The organism is uncultured Nocardioides sp., assembly GCF_947489365.1.
Classification (GTDB): domain Bacteria; phylum Actinomycetota; class Actinomycetes; order Propionibacteriales; family Nocardioidaceae; genus Nocardioides.
Window position 1 is genome coordinate 194,963 of the sequence record NZ_CANLDB010000003.1, and the last position, 14,191, is coordinate 209,153.

General features: G+C 74.0%; 11 protein-coding genes. 6 read left to right on the plus strand and 5 right to left on the minus strand.

Going from position 1 to position 14,191, the window contains the following annotated elements; all coding sequences use genetic code 11:
- Positions 1-12: 12 nt before the first annotated feature.
- The 5 genes from Q0858_RS10015 to Q0858_RS10035 all read left to right on the plus strand — a co-directional run bounded on the left by Q0858_RS10015 (position 13) and on the right by Q0858_RS10035 (position 7,461).
- A complete protein-coding gene (locus Q0858_RS10015; protein ID WP_366916013.1) occupies positions 13-669 on the plus strand; it encodes a CoA-transferase in 657 nt (218 codons plus the stop codon).
- A gap of 66 nt (positions 670-735) precedes the next feature.
- Positions 736-1,791: a GDSL-type esterase/lipase family protein gene (locus Q0858_RS10020; protein ID WP_299053470.1), complete on the plus strand. Its 1,056-nt coding sequence runs from the start codon at positions 736-738 to the stop codon at positions 1,789-1,791.
- Between the two features lie 57 nt (positions 1,792-1,848).
- The gene (locus tag Q0858_RS10025; RefSeq protein WP_299053473.1) at positions 1,849-2,961 is read left to right on the plus strand and encodes a TerC family protein; all 1,113 of its coding nucleotides are present in this window, start codon (positions 1,849-1,851) and stop codon (positions 2,959-2,961) included.
- 3 nt (positions 2,962-2,964) lie between these two features.
- Positions 2,965-5,646: a LuxR family transcriptional regulator gene (locus Q0858_RS10030; RefSeq protein WP_299053475.1), complete on the plus strand. Its 2,682-nt coding sequence runs from the start codon at positions 2,965-2,967 to the stop codon at positions 5,644-5,646.
- 357 nt (positions 5,647-6,003) lie between these two features.
- Positions 6,004-7,461, plus strand: a complete 1,458-nt coding sequence (locus Q0858_RS10035; protein ID WP_299053478.1) for an NAD-dependent succinate-semialdehyde dehydrogenase — start codon at positions 6,004-6,006, stop codon at positions 7,459-7,461.
- Here Q0858_RS10035 and Q0858_RS10040 read toward each other — a convergent pair.
- Together Q0858_RS10040 and Q0858_RS10045 are read right to left on the minus strand one after the other, a co-directional pair.
- Positions 7,437-8,972 (minus strand): SPFH domain-containing protein, encoded by a 1,536-nt coding sequence (locus Q0858_RS10040; protein WP_299053481.1) that lies wholly within the window; start codon positions 8,970-8,972, stop codon positions 7,437-7,439. The two genes, Q0858_RS10035 and Q0858_RS10040, sit on opposite strands and share 25 nt — an antisense overlap.
- Positions 8,972-9,505, minus strand: a complete 534-nt coding sequence (locus Q0858_RS10045; protein ID WP_299053483.1) for a hypothetical protein — start codon at positions 9,503-9,505, stop codon at positions 8,972-8,974. Before Q0858_RS10045 ends, Q0858_RS10040 begins: the two co-directional genes overlap by 1 nt.
- Before the next feature lie 150 nt (positions 9,506-9,655).
- Between Q0858_RS10045 and zwf the strand changes: the two genes are divergently transcribed.
- Complete coding sequence (gene zwf / locus Q0858_RS10050; protein ID WP_299053486.1) at positions 9,656-11,116, plus strand: glucose-6-phosphate dehydrogenase; 1,461 nt, start codon at positions 9,656-9,658, stop codon at positions 11,114-11,116.
- A gap of 284 nt (positions 11,117-11,400) precedes the next feature.
- Here zwf and Q0858_RS10055 read toward each other — a convergent pair whose 3' ends face one another.
- From Q0858_RS10055 to Q0858_RS10065, 3 genes are read right to left on the minus strand one after another with little or no spacing between them, the layout of a single operon-like run.
- A complete protein-coding gene (locus tag Q0858_RS10055) occupies positions 11,401-12,408 on the minus strand; it encodes a DUF2332 domain-containing protein (protein WP_299053490.1) in 1,008 nt (335 codons plus the stop codon).
- Positions 12,409-12,461: 53 nt separating this feature from the next.
- Positions 12,462-13,115 (minus strand): TIGR03086 family metal-binding protein, encoded by a 654-nt coding sequence (locus tag Q0858_RS10060; RefSeq protein ID WP_299053492.1) that lies wholly within the window; start codon positions 13,113-13,115, stop codon positions 12,462-12,464.
- Positions 13,112-14,158: a sigma-70 family RNA polymerase sigma factor gene (locus Q0858_RS10065; protein WP_299054529.1), complete on the minus strand. Its 1,047-nt coding sequence runs from the start codon at positions 14,156-14,158 to the stop codon at positions 13,112-13,114. The genes Q0858_RS10060 and Q0858_RS10065 overlap by 4 nt, the downstream gene beginning before the upstream one ends.
- Between the last annotated feature and the right edge of the window lie 33 nt (positions 14,159-14,191).

Consider the following 14,191-nt stretch of genomic DNA (forward strand, 5'->3'; position numbering starts at 1 on the left):
CAGGGCCTGCCGCTGGACGTCAGCGGCGCGGCCGAGCACCCCGAGCCCCTCGACCGCGCCGGCCTCGCGGCCCGGGTGGCGCGCGACGTGCCGGCGTACGCCTACGTGAACCTCGGCATCGGCCAGCCCACCACCGTCGCCGACCACCTCGACCCCGCGCAGGGCGTCGTCCTCCACACCGAGAACGGGATGCTCGGCATGGGCCGCGCCGCCCACGACGACGAGGTGGACCCCGACCTCATCAACGCCGGCAAGGTGCCGGTCGTCGAGCCGCCGGGTGCGTCGTACTTCCACCACGCGGACTCCTTCGCGATGATGCGCGGCGGCCACCTCGACGTCTGCGTGCTCGGCGCCTTCCAGGTCAGCGCCGCCGGCGACCTCGCGAACTGGCACACCGGCGCGCCCGACGCGATCCCCGCCGTGGGCGGGGCGATGGACCTCGCCATCGGCGCGAAGCAGGTGTTCGTGATGATGTCGCTGTTCGCCAAGGACGGCAGCCCGAAGATCGTGCCGTCCCTGACCTACCCCGCCACGGGGCTGGCCTGCGTCGACCGCGTCTTCACCGACCTCGGGGTCTTCGCGGTCGACCACGAGCGGGGCCGGGTGGTCCTGCTCGAGGCGTACGGCACCACCGCCGCCGACCTCGCGGAGCGCCTGACCGGAGCCTGAGCCGGCGCCTGACACGAGGGGTTTCCCCGTCGCGGCGGCGAGGCGGGTCTTCCTAGCGTCACCGGCATGCGCGCACGCCACGTCGTCGGACCCCTCGCCGCCCTGCTCGCCTCCCCGCTGCTCACCGGCGTCGCCCCCGCGGGGGCGGAGGACGCGGGCGCGGCCGCGCAGGCCTTGGAGTACGTCGCGCTCGGCGACTCCTACTCCTCGGGCACCGGCACCCGCGACTACCTGGACGACGGGACCGACTGCGAGCGGTCGGCCCGCGCCTACCCGAGCCTGCTGGCCGCAGCCCGGGGCTGGTCGCTGAACCTCCGCGCCTGCTCCGGCGCCACCATCGGTGACGTGACGGCCTCCCAGCTGTCCGCCCTCGGCGCGGGCACGGGCCGGGTGACGATCTCGGTCGGCGGCAACGACGCCGGGTTCGCCGACGTCCTCACCGAGTGCGCGCTCCCGGCCTGGGCCAGCGACTGCGACGCCGCGGTCGACGACGCCCAGGCGTACGTCGCGGGCCCGCTGCCCGGGGCGCTGGGCACGCTGTACGACCGCGTCCGGACCGCTGCCCCGAACGCCCGCGTCACCGTCGTCGGCTACCCCCGTGTCTTCATGGGGGAGGACTGCAACGCCGGCACCTTCTTCTCCCCGTCGGAGCAGACCCGGCTCAACCAGACCGCCGACCAGCTCAACACCCGGCTGTCCGCCGCGGCGAGCGGGCGAGGCTTCGCCTTCGCGAACCCGACCTCGGCGTTCACCGGCCACGCGGTCTGCGACGACGTCGAGTGGCTGAACGGCCTGTCGAACCCGGTCGGGGAGAGCTACCACCCCAACGTCGCGGGCCACCGCGACGGCTACACGCCCGTCGTCGGCGGCGTGACGCCGAGCACGTCGGCCGTCGCCGCGGCCCGCGCCTCGGCCGACGAGCAGGCCGCCCGCCAGCGCCGGTACGCCGCGCGGGACGCGGGGATCGAGCCCCGCCCGTTCATCGCCCCCGACCTGGACTCGCCGGCGGTGCGCCGCGCGGCGCGCGAGGCGGGGGTCGACCTGTCCGACCCGAAGTCGGTGCGGCGTGCCGACCGCCGGTACTCTTGGGCGCAGGCACGCGACCGGCGCGACCTGCGATGACCATCGCGGGGCGAGAGGTGTGCGGCTGACACTGCACCCTGAGGATCGGACCTTCGCATGGATGACCTGGTCGTATCGCCGCTCGTCTGGGGGCTGACGGTCGCCGCCATCATCGGCCTGCTCGCGTTCGACTTCGTCTTCCACGTCCGCAAGGCGCACGAGCCGACGCTGCGCGAGGCGGCGGTCTGGTCCGCCATCTACGTGGGCCTCGCCGTGCTCTTCGGTCTCGGGTTCCTCTGGTTCACGTGGGACGCCCACGGCGCCACCTACGGCGGCGAGTACTTCGCGGGCTACATCACGGAGAAGGCGCTGAGCGTCGACAACCTCTTCGTGTTCCTCGTCATCATGGCGAGCTTCAAGGTCCCGCGCGCCGACCAGCAGAAGGTGCTGCTGTTCGGCATCGTCTTCGCGCTGATCGCCCGCTCGGCCTTCATCGCCGTCGGCGCGGCCCTGGTGGCGCAGTTCGTCTGGATCTTCTACATCTTCGGCCTGATCCTCTTCTACACGGCGCTGACGCTCCTGAAGGACGACAGCGAGGACGACGCCGCGGACAACTTCGTGATCCGCTTCGCGCAGAAGCGCATGAACACCACCGACTACTACGACGGTGACAAGCTGTTCACGTACGAGAACGGCAAGCGGATGATGACGCCGATGCTGCTCGTGATGATCGCGATCGGCGGCACCGACCTGCTCTTCGCGCTGGACTCGATCCCCGCGATCTTCGGCCTGACGCAGGAGAGCTACATCGTCTTCACGGCCACGGCGTTCTCGCTGATGGGCCTGCGGCAGCTGTTCTTCCTCATCGACGGCCTGCTCGACCGCCTGATCTACCTGTCCTACGGCCTGGCGATCATCCTCGCCTTCATCGGCGTGAAGCTGTTCATCCACGCCCTCCACGAGAACAACATCTCCTGGATCAACGGCGGCGACCCGGTCATCGACTGGGAGGTCAGCACCGGGGTGTCGCTCGGCGTGATCGTCGGCGTCCTCCTCATCACGGTCATCGCCTCGCTGACCAGCCCGAAGGGCCGCGAGATGGCCAAGAAGGGCAACGCCCGCGAGGAGAACGGCATGGGCACGCCCGAGGGCACCGGCTCGCCGACCGGCAAGGACTCCCGCGCCGACGAGGCGAGCACGGGGGAGAGCGCCTCGACCGACGGTCGCTAGTCCGTGGCGCCGGCGCTCGTCGGCCGCGCGGAGCTGATCGGTCGGCTCCGCGGGTTGCTGGGCGCCGGGACACCGGTCGCACTCGTCGGACGACGGGGGGTCGGCCGCAGCGCGGTCCTCGACGCCCTCGCCGACGCCCACGTCGCCGAGGGCGGCTGGGTGCTGCGGGTCGGCGGCGTCGCCGGCGAGCAGGGCCTCGCCTACGGGGCAGTCCGCGACCTGTTCGCGCAGCTCCCGGACGACCTGCGGGCCCCCGTCGACCTCGAGAAGGTGGACGACCCCCACCGGTGCGCCCTCGAGCTGCTGCGCGCCCTGGCGGGCCGGGTGCGGGTGCTCGTCCTCGTGGACGACGGACACCTCGTCGACCCCGCGTCCCTCGGCGTCCTGGCCTTCGCCTGCCGGCGGCTGACCGACACCGTCGCGAGCCTCGTCGCCGTCGACGCGGCGTACCCCCTCCCCACGGCGCTGGAGGTGCCCGGCCTCGCCGAGGTCGAGGTCCCGCCGCTCGACAGCACCGGCACCATCGAGCTGCTCGCGCCGTACGGCGTGGGCCCGCGCGCCGCGCAGCGCCTGCACGTCGAGTCCGGCGGCGTCCCGGCGCTGGCGCTCGCGCTGGGCGGCGCGGCCGGTGACCGGCCCGCGCTGCTCGGGCGACCCACCGGCGTCCCGGTCGAGCTGGAGCGCGCCCTCGGCGCCCGCCTCGCGGCCCTGCCCGACGAGGTCGTCGGCACCCTCGTGTGCGCCGCCCTGCTGCTGCGGCCCACCGTGCGGCAGCTGGAGCGCGCCGGGCGCGCCGACGCCGAGGAGCACCTGCGCCGGGCCTCCCGGGTGGGCCTCGTACGACGGGACTCCTCGACGGTCCGGCTCGTGCCGCCCGTGCTGGGCCGCCTCCTCGCCGAGCGGGCCGGGGCGGAGGTCCGCACCGCCTGGCACCGCCAGCTCGCCGAGGTGGCCACCACCCCCGCCGACCGGGTCCGCCACCTGGCCCTCGCCGATCCCCGGCCCGACGCCGACCTCGCCCACGAGCTCGCCCGGCACGCCCGCGAGGCCGGGGCCCGCGGCGAGCGGGGGACCGCCGCCGACCTGAGCCTCCTCGCCGCGCAGCACGCGACCGCGGAGCTCGCCGCCGAGCGCGCCGAGTGGCTGGCCGCGACCGTCGAGCACGGCACCGCCGGCGACGCCGCGGAGGCGGCGTACGACGCCCTGGAGGAGTTCTGGGACGCGGGCCCGACCCCCGAGCAGCGCGTCCGCGTCCGGCTGGCGCTGCTGGAGCTGGCGGGCGCGACCGTGATGGCGATGGAGGAGGTGCTCACCGCGGCCCGGGCGGACGCGGGCACCGACGAGCGTCTCCTCGCCGACGTCCTGCTCCAGCGGGCCCGGCTGTCGATGGTCGACTCCCGTCCGATCGAGGCCGGCCTGGCCGCCGAGGAGGGAGTGCGGCTCCTGCGCCGCTCCGGCGACGCGGCCGCGCTCGCCACCGCCCTGCCGGTGCTGGCCGTCGCCCGGCGCTGGACCGGCCGCGGCGACCCCGACGTCCTCCTCGACGAGGCGCTGGCGCTGCCCGTGGAGCCCGAGACCGGCAGGGTCCACACCTCCCCGGCGTACATGGCCGCCCGCTTCGCGCTGTACGACGACCGCCTCGAGGCGTCCCTGACCCAGTTCCGCACCCTGCTGGCCCGCGCCGACCACGGACCCGCCGCGGACCGGATGCACCTGCTGCGCAGCCTCGTCGAGGTCGCCGTCCGCCGGGGGGACTGCGAGACGGCGCTGCACCACGCCGGACGCGCCGCCGCGCTGGCCGAGGAGCACGACGTCGCGCCGTACTCGGTCTGGTTCGTCTCCGCCCTGGCGGAGCTCGCGGGCGGCGGCCTCGACCACGGGCTCGCCCTCGCCACGCGGGGGGCCGCCGTCGCCGCCGACGAGCGGGACAACCGCTACCTCCAGCGCCACCTGATCCTCATCGGCCACGCGCGCCTGAGACGGGGGGAGTCGGCCTCCGCGGCGGAGGCGTTGCGGCAGGTGGAGGCCATCGAGGAGGGGCACCGGATCAGCGACCCCACCGTGAACCGGTGGCAGGCGGACCTCGTGTCGGCCCTGGTCGCGCTCGGGGACGTCGACTCCGCCGCCGGGGTCCTCGCCCGCGCCCGCCGCGCCCTCGACGGACGCCACGGCACCGACGGCGTGGCGGCGCAGCTGGACCGCGTCGAGGCCGAGGTGCTCACCGCCCGCGGGGAGACCCACGAGGCCACCGGCCTCCTCGACCGCTCCGAGAAGGTCTGTCGCGACCTCGGGCTCGGCATCGACGTCGGCCGGGCCATGCTGTCCCGCGCCCACCTGGAGCGACGCCGCCGGCGGGCCGCGGCGTCCCGGGACGCCCTCGCCGCCGCCCACGCCCACTTCAGCGCGCTGCGGGCCCGGCCCTGGGTGAGCCAGATCGAGGCCGAGCAGCAGGGCTCCGCCGGGGCGGGGCCCACCCCCGGGGGCGAGGGGATCCTCTCGGCGCTGACCGACGCCGAGCGCGGCGTCGCCCTCGCCGTCGCCGACGGCGCGACCAACAGGGAGACGGCCGAGCGGCTCTGGCTGAGCGTCAAGACGGTCGAGGCGGCCCTGACGCGGGTCTACCGCAAGCTCGGGGTCCGGTCCCGGACCGAGCTCGCGGCGCTGCTGCGCGAGCACCTGCCGTAGGCGTCCGGACGGGCTTCCCGGACGTTCCCGGACAGCTGCCGGGCCGACCGGACAGCCGCGCGACGCCGAACGACGGCACGGATCGCCGTGCCCTGCCCCGGACAAAGCCGAACCCCTCGCCGCATGGGGTCGGCAAGGGGTTCGGTACGGAGGACAATACCCCCTGCCACCCAGGGATTGTCAGCAGGTCCGGAAAAACATCTGTTGGGAGCATCTTTGGTGGGTGCCGACACCTGTGTCGGCACCGCTGTCCCGGCGCTGTCCCGGCGCTGTCCCCGCGCCGGTCCCGTGCTGGTCCTGCGCTGGGCATGACGGTCACCGCTGACTGCGGGCCGCCCGTCGTGTCAGAGTTGTCCCATGCTCGACGACGCGCTGCTGGCCCCCGACCACCGCCGCCTCCTGATCGGGGGTGACTGGCGTGACGCCTCCGGTGGCGGCACCTTCGAGGTGCTCGACCCGGCGGACGAGTCCCTCCTGGCGACGGTCGCCGACGCGTCCGTCGACGACAGCGTCGCGGCACTCGACGCCGCCGTCGCCGCGCAGCACGACTGGGCCCGCACGCCCCCGCGCGAGCGCAGCGAGATGCTCCGCGCCACCTTCGAGAAGGTCACCGCGCAGACAGACCGCTTCGCCGAGCTGATGAGCCTCGAGATGGGCAAGCCGCTCGGCGAGGCCGCCGGCGAGGTCGCCTACGCGATGGAGTTCGTGCGCTGGTTCGCCGAGGAGGCGGTCCGCATCAGCGGCCGCTGGATGACGGCGCCCGCCGGCGGCACCCGGCTCCTCACCATCCCCAAGCCGGTCGGCCCCTGCCTGCTCATCACCCCGTGGAACTTCCCGCTCGCCATGGGCACCCGGAAGATCGGGCCCGCGATCGCCGCCGGCTGCACCATGGTCGTGAAGCCGGCGCCGGCGACGCCGCTGACGATGCTCGCCCTCGCCGAGGTCCTCACCGAGTGCGGCCTGCCGCCCGGCGTCCTCAACGTCGTCCCGACGACGTCCGACAAGGACATGAGCGTCCGGTTGCAGGAGGACGCCCGTCTGCGGAAGGTCAGCTTCACCGGGTCCACCGCCGTGGGGCGCACCCTGGTCCGCCAGTCGGCCGACCACCTCCAGCGCGTGAGCATGGAGCTGGGCGGCAACGCGCCGTTCCTCGTCTTCGAGGACGCCGACCTCGACGCGGCGGTCGACGGGCTGATGGCCGCGAAGATGCGCAACATGGGCCAGGCCTGCACCGCGGCCAACCGGATCATGGTGCACTCCTCGGTCGCCGAGGAGTTCTCCGCCAAGGTCGCGGAGAAGATGGGCGCGCTGACGGTGGGCCGTGGCCAGGACGACGGCGTGGACGTCGGCCCGCTGGTCAACGCGGCGGCCGTCGACAAGGTCGCGGACCTCGTCGCCGACGCCGTGTCGCAGGGCGCCGAGGTCGTCGTCGGGGGCGAGCGCCCCGAGGGACCCGGCTACTTCTACCCGCCGACCGTCCTGACCGGCGTCCCCGAGGCGGCGCGGATCACCCGCGAGGAGGTCTTCGGCCCTGTTGCGGCGATCACCACGTTCGAGACCGAGGACGAGGCCGTCGAACGCGCCAACGACACTGAGTACGGGCTCTCGTCGTACGCGTTCACGAACGACATCGCCCGGACGATCCGGCTCGCCGAGCGCCTCGAGTACGGCATGCTCGGCGCCAACGCCGGTCTGGTGTCCAACCCGGCCGCGCCGTTCGGTGGTCTGAAGGAGAGCGGCTACGGCCGGGAGGGCGGCTTCGAGGGGATCGAGGAGTACCTCGAGACCACCTACGTGGTGATCCCCGTCGACTGACCGGCGGGCTCGGGGCGTCCCGCCGGATCCGTCCGCTCGGTGGCGCCCTTCACCGAGCGCCCGATCAGCTCGGTCAGGTCGAGGCCGGTGGAGTTCCGCAGCATCTCGAGGGTCTGCACGACGTTCTCGTTGACCTGCTTCGGCAGGGCGCCGGCGCCGTCGGTGGAGACGACCGTGAGCTTGTCGATCGCGCCGATCGGGGCCGCGACCTCCTTCGCGATCTGCGGCAGCACCTCGATCAGCATCTGCAGGACCGCGGCGTCGTTGTAGGACGCGAAGGCCTCCGCCCGCTTGTCCATCGCCTCCGCCTCGGCGGAGCCGACGGCCAGGACGGCGGCCGCCTGCGCCTCGCCCTCGGCGCGGGTGGCGTCCGCCTCCGCGACGCGGCGGCTCTTCTCGGCCTGGCCGCGACGCTCGCCCTCGATCGCCTCGGCCTCGGCCAGCGCGGAGCGCCGTGCCTTCTCGGACTCACCGGTCAGGCGGGCCTCCTCGGCCTTCGCCTGGGCGGCGGCGATCGACGCGGCCTTCCGCGCGTCGGCGGCGGCGATCTCGGCGGTCCGCTTGGCCTCGGCCTCCTGCTCGACCCGGTAGCGCTGGGCGTCGGCGGGCTTGCGGATCTCGGTCTCCAGGTTCCGCTCGGTCAGCGACGCCTGACGGACGGCGACCTTCTCCTGCTCGGTGAGGATCGCCTGGTCCCGGTCGGCCTGGGCCAGCGGCCCGGACGCGGCGGCCTTCGCCGACGCGGCGTCCGTCTCCGCCTTGATCTCGGCCTGCTTCAGCGCGAGCTGGCGCTGGGAGATCGCGATCTCCTCCTCCGCCGCGATGCGGGCCTGCTCGGCGGCCTGCCGGGCGTTGGCCTCGGCGATCGAGGCGGCCTGGCCGATGCGGGCGGCCTCGGGGCGGCCGAGGTCGGCGAGGTAGTTGCCGTCGTCGGTGACGTCCTGGATCTGGAAGGTGTCGAGGATGAGCCCCTGCCCGGTCAGCGAGTTCTCCGACTCGTCGGCCACCCGCTGCGCGAACGCGGCCCGGTCCCGGATGATCTGCTCGACGGTCAGGCCGCCGACGATGGAGCGCAGCGCGCCCGCGAGCACCTCCTGGGTGAACGGCTCGACGTCCTGCTGCTGGGAGAGGAAGCGCTGGGCGGCCAGGCGGATCTGGTCGGCGTTGCCGCCGACCTTGACGATGGCGACGCCCTCGACGTTCAGCTTGATGCCCTGCCCGGAGACCGCACCCCGGATCTGCACCGAGATCCGGCGGCTCGAGAGGTCCATGGTGGCGAGCTTCTGCACGAACGGGATGACGAACACCCCGCCGCCGAGGACGACCTTCTGCCCCGACAGGTCGGTCGAGAGCTCACCGGTCTCGGGGTTGAGCACGGCCTTGCCCTTGCGGCCGGTCACGATGAACGCCTGGTTGGGGCCCGCGACCTTGTACCGGCTGGTGACCAGCAGGACGACGAGGACGACGAGGGCGACGAAGCCCAGGATCGCGATCAGGGTGGGTGAGAGCATCACTTCTCCTCTGGGTCCCCGAGCTGCTGCTCGAGGGTGTCGGGCCACAGGGGGGCGACGGTCACGGCGGTCGGCGAGAGGATGCCGGTGACGTGGACCTCGGCCCCGGTGGGCAGCGCCACCTCGGCGCGGGCGTTGAACCGGAGCAGGTGACCGCCCCGGCGGACGGTGACGACCCCGAGGCCGTCGGCGGGGATGGGGGAGACGACCCGGGCGTCCCAGCCCAGGACGTCGTTCGTCGAGGGGGTGTCCTCGGTGCCGCCCGAGCGCACCAGGCGCGTGAACCACGCGGCGAACGCGCCGAAGACCGCACCCGCGCCGATCCCGGCGCCGATCGCGAGGGCCGTGGGGGCGCCCAGGCCCTCCGCGAGTGCGCCACCGAAGCCGAGGGCGGCCACGAACGCGCCGACGACCTCGGTGGAGAACCAGTCCCCGGGGACGCCGTCGAACAGGCCCTCGAGCAGCTCGCCGACCAGCAGGGACACCAGGAGCACCGCGAGACCGCACGCGCCGATGACGAGGAACGTCGTCATGGTCAGGACCCCCGTCCTCCGTCGCCCCCGCGACGGGCCCCACACCGTAGTGGATGGGCGCCGGGACCCTGTGCGCCGGCTGTCGGCGGCCGCCGTCCGGCGCGGGTCTCGATTCACGTGGCCGTCACGTGCGCGTGGGATCGTGGGCCCATGGTGAACGCCTCCGACCGCGAACGCGGTCGCCCCGCCCCGCCGACCACCGTCGTGCTGTTCGGCGCGACAGGTGACCTCTCCCGGCGCAAGCTCCTGCCGGGCCTGCTGCACCTCATCTCCTCCGGGTTGATGCCGAACGTGCAGATCGTCGGCACCTCCCTCGACGACTTCACCCGCGACTCGTTCGTGCAGTTCGCCCGCGAGGCGATCGAGGAGTTCGAGCCCGGCGTCGGCGAGGACCAGTGGGCCGACTTCGCGAAGCGGCTGTTCTGGGCGCCCGGCGCGACCACCGAGGCGCTGCGCGCCGCGGTCGAGGAGGCCGAGGCGGACTGCGGCGAGCCGCAGCAGCGCCTGCACTACCTGTCGGTGCCGCCCAACGCGGCCCTCGCCGTCCTCCACCGGCTGCGCGACGCAGGGCTCACGGAGCGCGGCCGCGTCGTCATGGAGAAGCCGTTCGGCACCGACCTCGAGTCGGCCAAGCTGCTCAATGCCGCCGTCCACGAGGTCTTCGACGAGGAGCGGGTCTTCCGCATCGACCACTTCCTCGGCAAGGAGGCGGCCCTCAACATCCTGGCGTTCCGGTTCGCCAACGGACTGTTCGAGCCGATCTGGAACCGCACGATGATCGACCACATCCAGATCGACGTCCCCGAGACGCTCGGCCTGGAGCAGCGAGCGTCGTTCTACGAGTCGACCGGCGCCTACCGCGACATGGTCGTCACCCACCTGTTCCAGGTGCTGGCGTTCACCGCGATGGAGGCTCCGACGGCGCTGGACCCGCAGTCGATCACCGAGGAGAAGTACAAGGTCTTCCGGTCGATGCTGCCGATCCAGGCCGAGGACGTCGTCCGCGGCCAGTACCTCGGCTACCGCGACGAGAAGGGCGTTGACCCCGAGTCGGAGACCGAGACCTTCATCGCGCTGAAGTGCTACGTCGACAACTGGCGCTGGGCCGGCGTGCCGTTCTACCTCCGCACCGGCAAGAAGCTCGCCGAGGGCCAGCGGATCATCTCGGTGGCCTTCAAGGAGCCGCCGCAGTCGATGTTCCCCGACGGCTCCGGCGTCGGGCAGCACGGGCCGGACCACCTGACCTTCGACCTGTCCGACCGGCCGCGGATGAGCCTGTCGTTCTACGGCAAGCGCCCCGGCCCGGGCTTCCGCCTCGACAAGGTGTCCATGCAGTTCTCCATGGACGAGACGTCGTGGCAGGGCTCCGTCCTCGAGGCGTACGAGCGTCTGATCCTCGACGCCTCGAAGGGAAACCGCACCCTCTTCAACTCCGCCGAGGGCGTCGAGCGGCTCTGGGAGATCTCCGAGGCGCTCGTCGAGGACCCGCCGCCCGTGCGGCCGTACGAGCCCGGCTCCTGGGGCCCGAACCAGATCCACCAGCTCGTCGCCCCCCGCGCCTGGCGCCTCCCCTTCGAGCGGAAGTGGCGCGAGAAGCAGGCCGCCGACTGATCCCGGCCCCGGCTCGGGTCACAGGGGCCCCGCCTGCCTCGGGTTTCGCGGGTCGGCTGGTGAAACCCCGACTGGGCTGACGAAGTTTCGTCAGCCCGGACGGGGTTTCGTACGCCCGGTCCGGCGTCGGTCCCACGGGCCCCACCCGTCTCGGGTTTCGCGGGTCGGCTGGTGAAACCCCGACTGGGCTGACGAAGTTTCCCCAGCCAGGTCGGGGTTTCGTACGCCCGGTGGGGCCCAGGGGGCGCGTGGGTGGGCGCGGCGGGGCCGGAACCGGCCCGGCGCTAGAACCAGCTCATCGACCGGCCGTGGCCGTGGGTCCAGGCGACGGCGCGGCCGTCGAGGGCGAGGACGAAGGTGGCCAGGTCGGCGGGGACCGGCGGGCCGGTGGCGGTGAGGGTGGGCAGGACGTCCTTGCCCTCGTTGCTGATCCAGTGGCAGGCGCCGTCGGCGACGAGCTGGGTCATGGTCGCCACGAACGTCTCGCGCTCCTCGACGGTCAGGTACGCCGCCACCGCGCTGTGCTGGACGACCACCCGGCCGTGGGAGCGGGCCAGGTCGACCAGCGCGGGCAGCTCGGCGAGCAGGTCGCCGCGGACCAGGACCGGCGGGTCGGTGCGGGCGACGGCGACGGCCTCGGCGAGCCGGCGACGGCGGTCCTCCTGCTCGGGCCACACCAGCGTCGCCAGCCACGCCATCGCGTCGTCGTCGGTGACGTCGAGGGGGTGCAGGTCGATGCCGCCGCGCCACGCGACCCGGGGCACCGCGGCGGGGTACGGCGGGGTGCCCGCCACGCGGCAGACCAGCTCGGGCCCGTCCCCGCCGAGCAGCACCGGCTCGCCGTCGTCCCGCCCGTCGGTGGTCGGCTGGAACCGGTAGCGGACGCGGTCGGGGTAGAGGCACAGCCCGGCGCTGGCGCCGACCTCGACGAGCGCGAGCGGCCCCGGGGTGGCGTCCGCGAGGAGTCCCAGCGCCGGGAGCAGGGTGGCGGTGCGGCCCACCTCGTTGGTCTGCGTCGAGCGGGACCGGACCGTGGCCACGATCGTGCCGTCGTCACCCAGCAGGGCCTCGCGGAGCGCGGCGTACGGCGCGGGCGCGGTCAGGCCGTGCCAGCGGGCGGCGGCGAAGACCAGGTTCGGCTGGCGCTTCGGGACCGGCAGGTCCGCCAGCCAGGCCAGCACCTGCGCGTCCTCCGCGGCCCGTCGGGCCCAGTCGGCGAAGCAGGGCGAGTCCCCGTCGGCGTACGCCGCGAAGTCGGCGTACTGCTCGGAGACCTCCGCGTGGACCTGCACCCGCCCAGTGTGGGGCCGACCGGGCCGCCCGGGCCGCCGGAGCCGCCCAGGTCTCACGCCACGTCGTCGAGCCTCCGCGGTGCCCGACCGAGGAACGCCAGCAGGCGGCGGTCGGCGGGCGTGCCGCCGGGCAGCAGGAGCGCGCGGGCGAACCGCGGTCCCCGGTCGCCGACGCCGACCGCGGCCGCCGCCACGGGCAGGAGCGCGGTGGCGAGGTCCGACGGGATCGGTCGGGCCTCACCGGTCGCCTGGGAGACGTCCCAGCCGTGGACGGTGATCTCGAGCGCGGCGGCGCCGACCAGCCGCTCCGCGGGCAGCGGCAGCCCGCCGACGAGCACGGGGGCGGAGGACGGGGCACTCCACAGCCCGAGCAGGTGGCAGGCCTTCCGCTGGAGCCGTCCGAGCCGGGCCTCCACCCCCGAGGCGCCCTCCGGCGCGAGGGCGGCGGGGCGGGCGACGGCGGGGCGGGCGACGGCGGGGCGGGCGACGGCGGGGAGGACCCGGCCCGAGGCCGCCTCGGTGAACGCGTCGAGCGCGTCGTCCATGTGCCACAGCAGGTCGTCGAGGTCCCACCGGTCGCACGGGGTGGGGCGTGCGAGGTGCACCGGGCGGACGGCCGCCAGCGCCATCCGGGTGTGACCCAGCGAGCGCTCCAGGAGCTCGACCGCGACGTCGAGCGCGGGACCCGACGACGGGTCCGGAGTCACGAGCCGTGGGCGGCGGCGATCCGGTCGGCCCCCTGCCCCGGCCGGACGACCGGCCCGTCGCCGACGTCGGTCCGCACGTCGGCGGGCAGCCGCGCCGGCAGCCCGAAGGTGGCGAACAGCTCGGTCTCGAAGAACGCGCCGACGTGACGCACGCGGTCGCCGTCCAGGTCGAGGACCTGGAGGTGGAAGGGGGCGAAGTCCCCGTCCGGGGTGCGCATGTAGAGGCCGAAGGCGGGCTGGCCGTTGGCGCTGACCGGCAGCATCACCATGTCGTGGACGCCGCCGGGGCAGGCCGTGGCGATCAGCTCGCCGATGTTCTCGGCGCCGCGGTACCAGCCGGTGAACGGCGGCATCTCCCACACGGCGTCGGCCTTGAGCAGCCCGACGATGGCGTCGACGTCCTTCTTCCAGAACGCCTCGACGTACGCCTCGAGCATCCGCTCCTGGGCCGCGGTGAGCTCGGAGGTCACCGAGTCCTCGGTCAGCGCCCGCTCCTTCATCTGGGCGTGGGCGCGCTGCAGGGCGGAGTTGACCGCCGCGACGGTGGTCTCGAGCGCGTCCGCGACCTCCGCGGCGCTCCAGCGGAGGACGTCGCGCAGGATCAGGACGGCGCGCTGCCGCGCGGGCAGGTGCTGCAGGGCGGCGACGAAGGCGAGCCGGATCGAGTCCCGCTCGGTGACGACGACCGCGGCGTCCGGGACCGGCTGCAGCCACGGCACCTCCTCGTCGGCGACGAGCTCGTCGGAGGCCATGGAGTCCGCGGTGCCCAGCCCCGTGGGGAGCGGCCGCTTCGGCCGGCCCTCGAGGTTGGTCAGGCAGACGTTCGTGGCGATCCGGTACAGCCAGGTGCGCACCGAGCTGCGGCCCCCGAAGGTCGCCTGCGACTTCCACGCCCGCATCAGGGTCTCCTGCACGAGGTCCTCGGCCTCGTGGGTCGACCCGCTCATGCGGTAGCAGTGCGCGTGCAGCTCGCGGGAGTACCGCTGCGCCAGCGCGTCGAAGTCGTCCAGCTCGCTCGTCTGGGTCCTCTGGTCCGTCACCATCTGGCTCACCCGTCAGCTCCGGTTCGTGGTCGT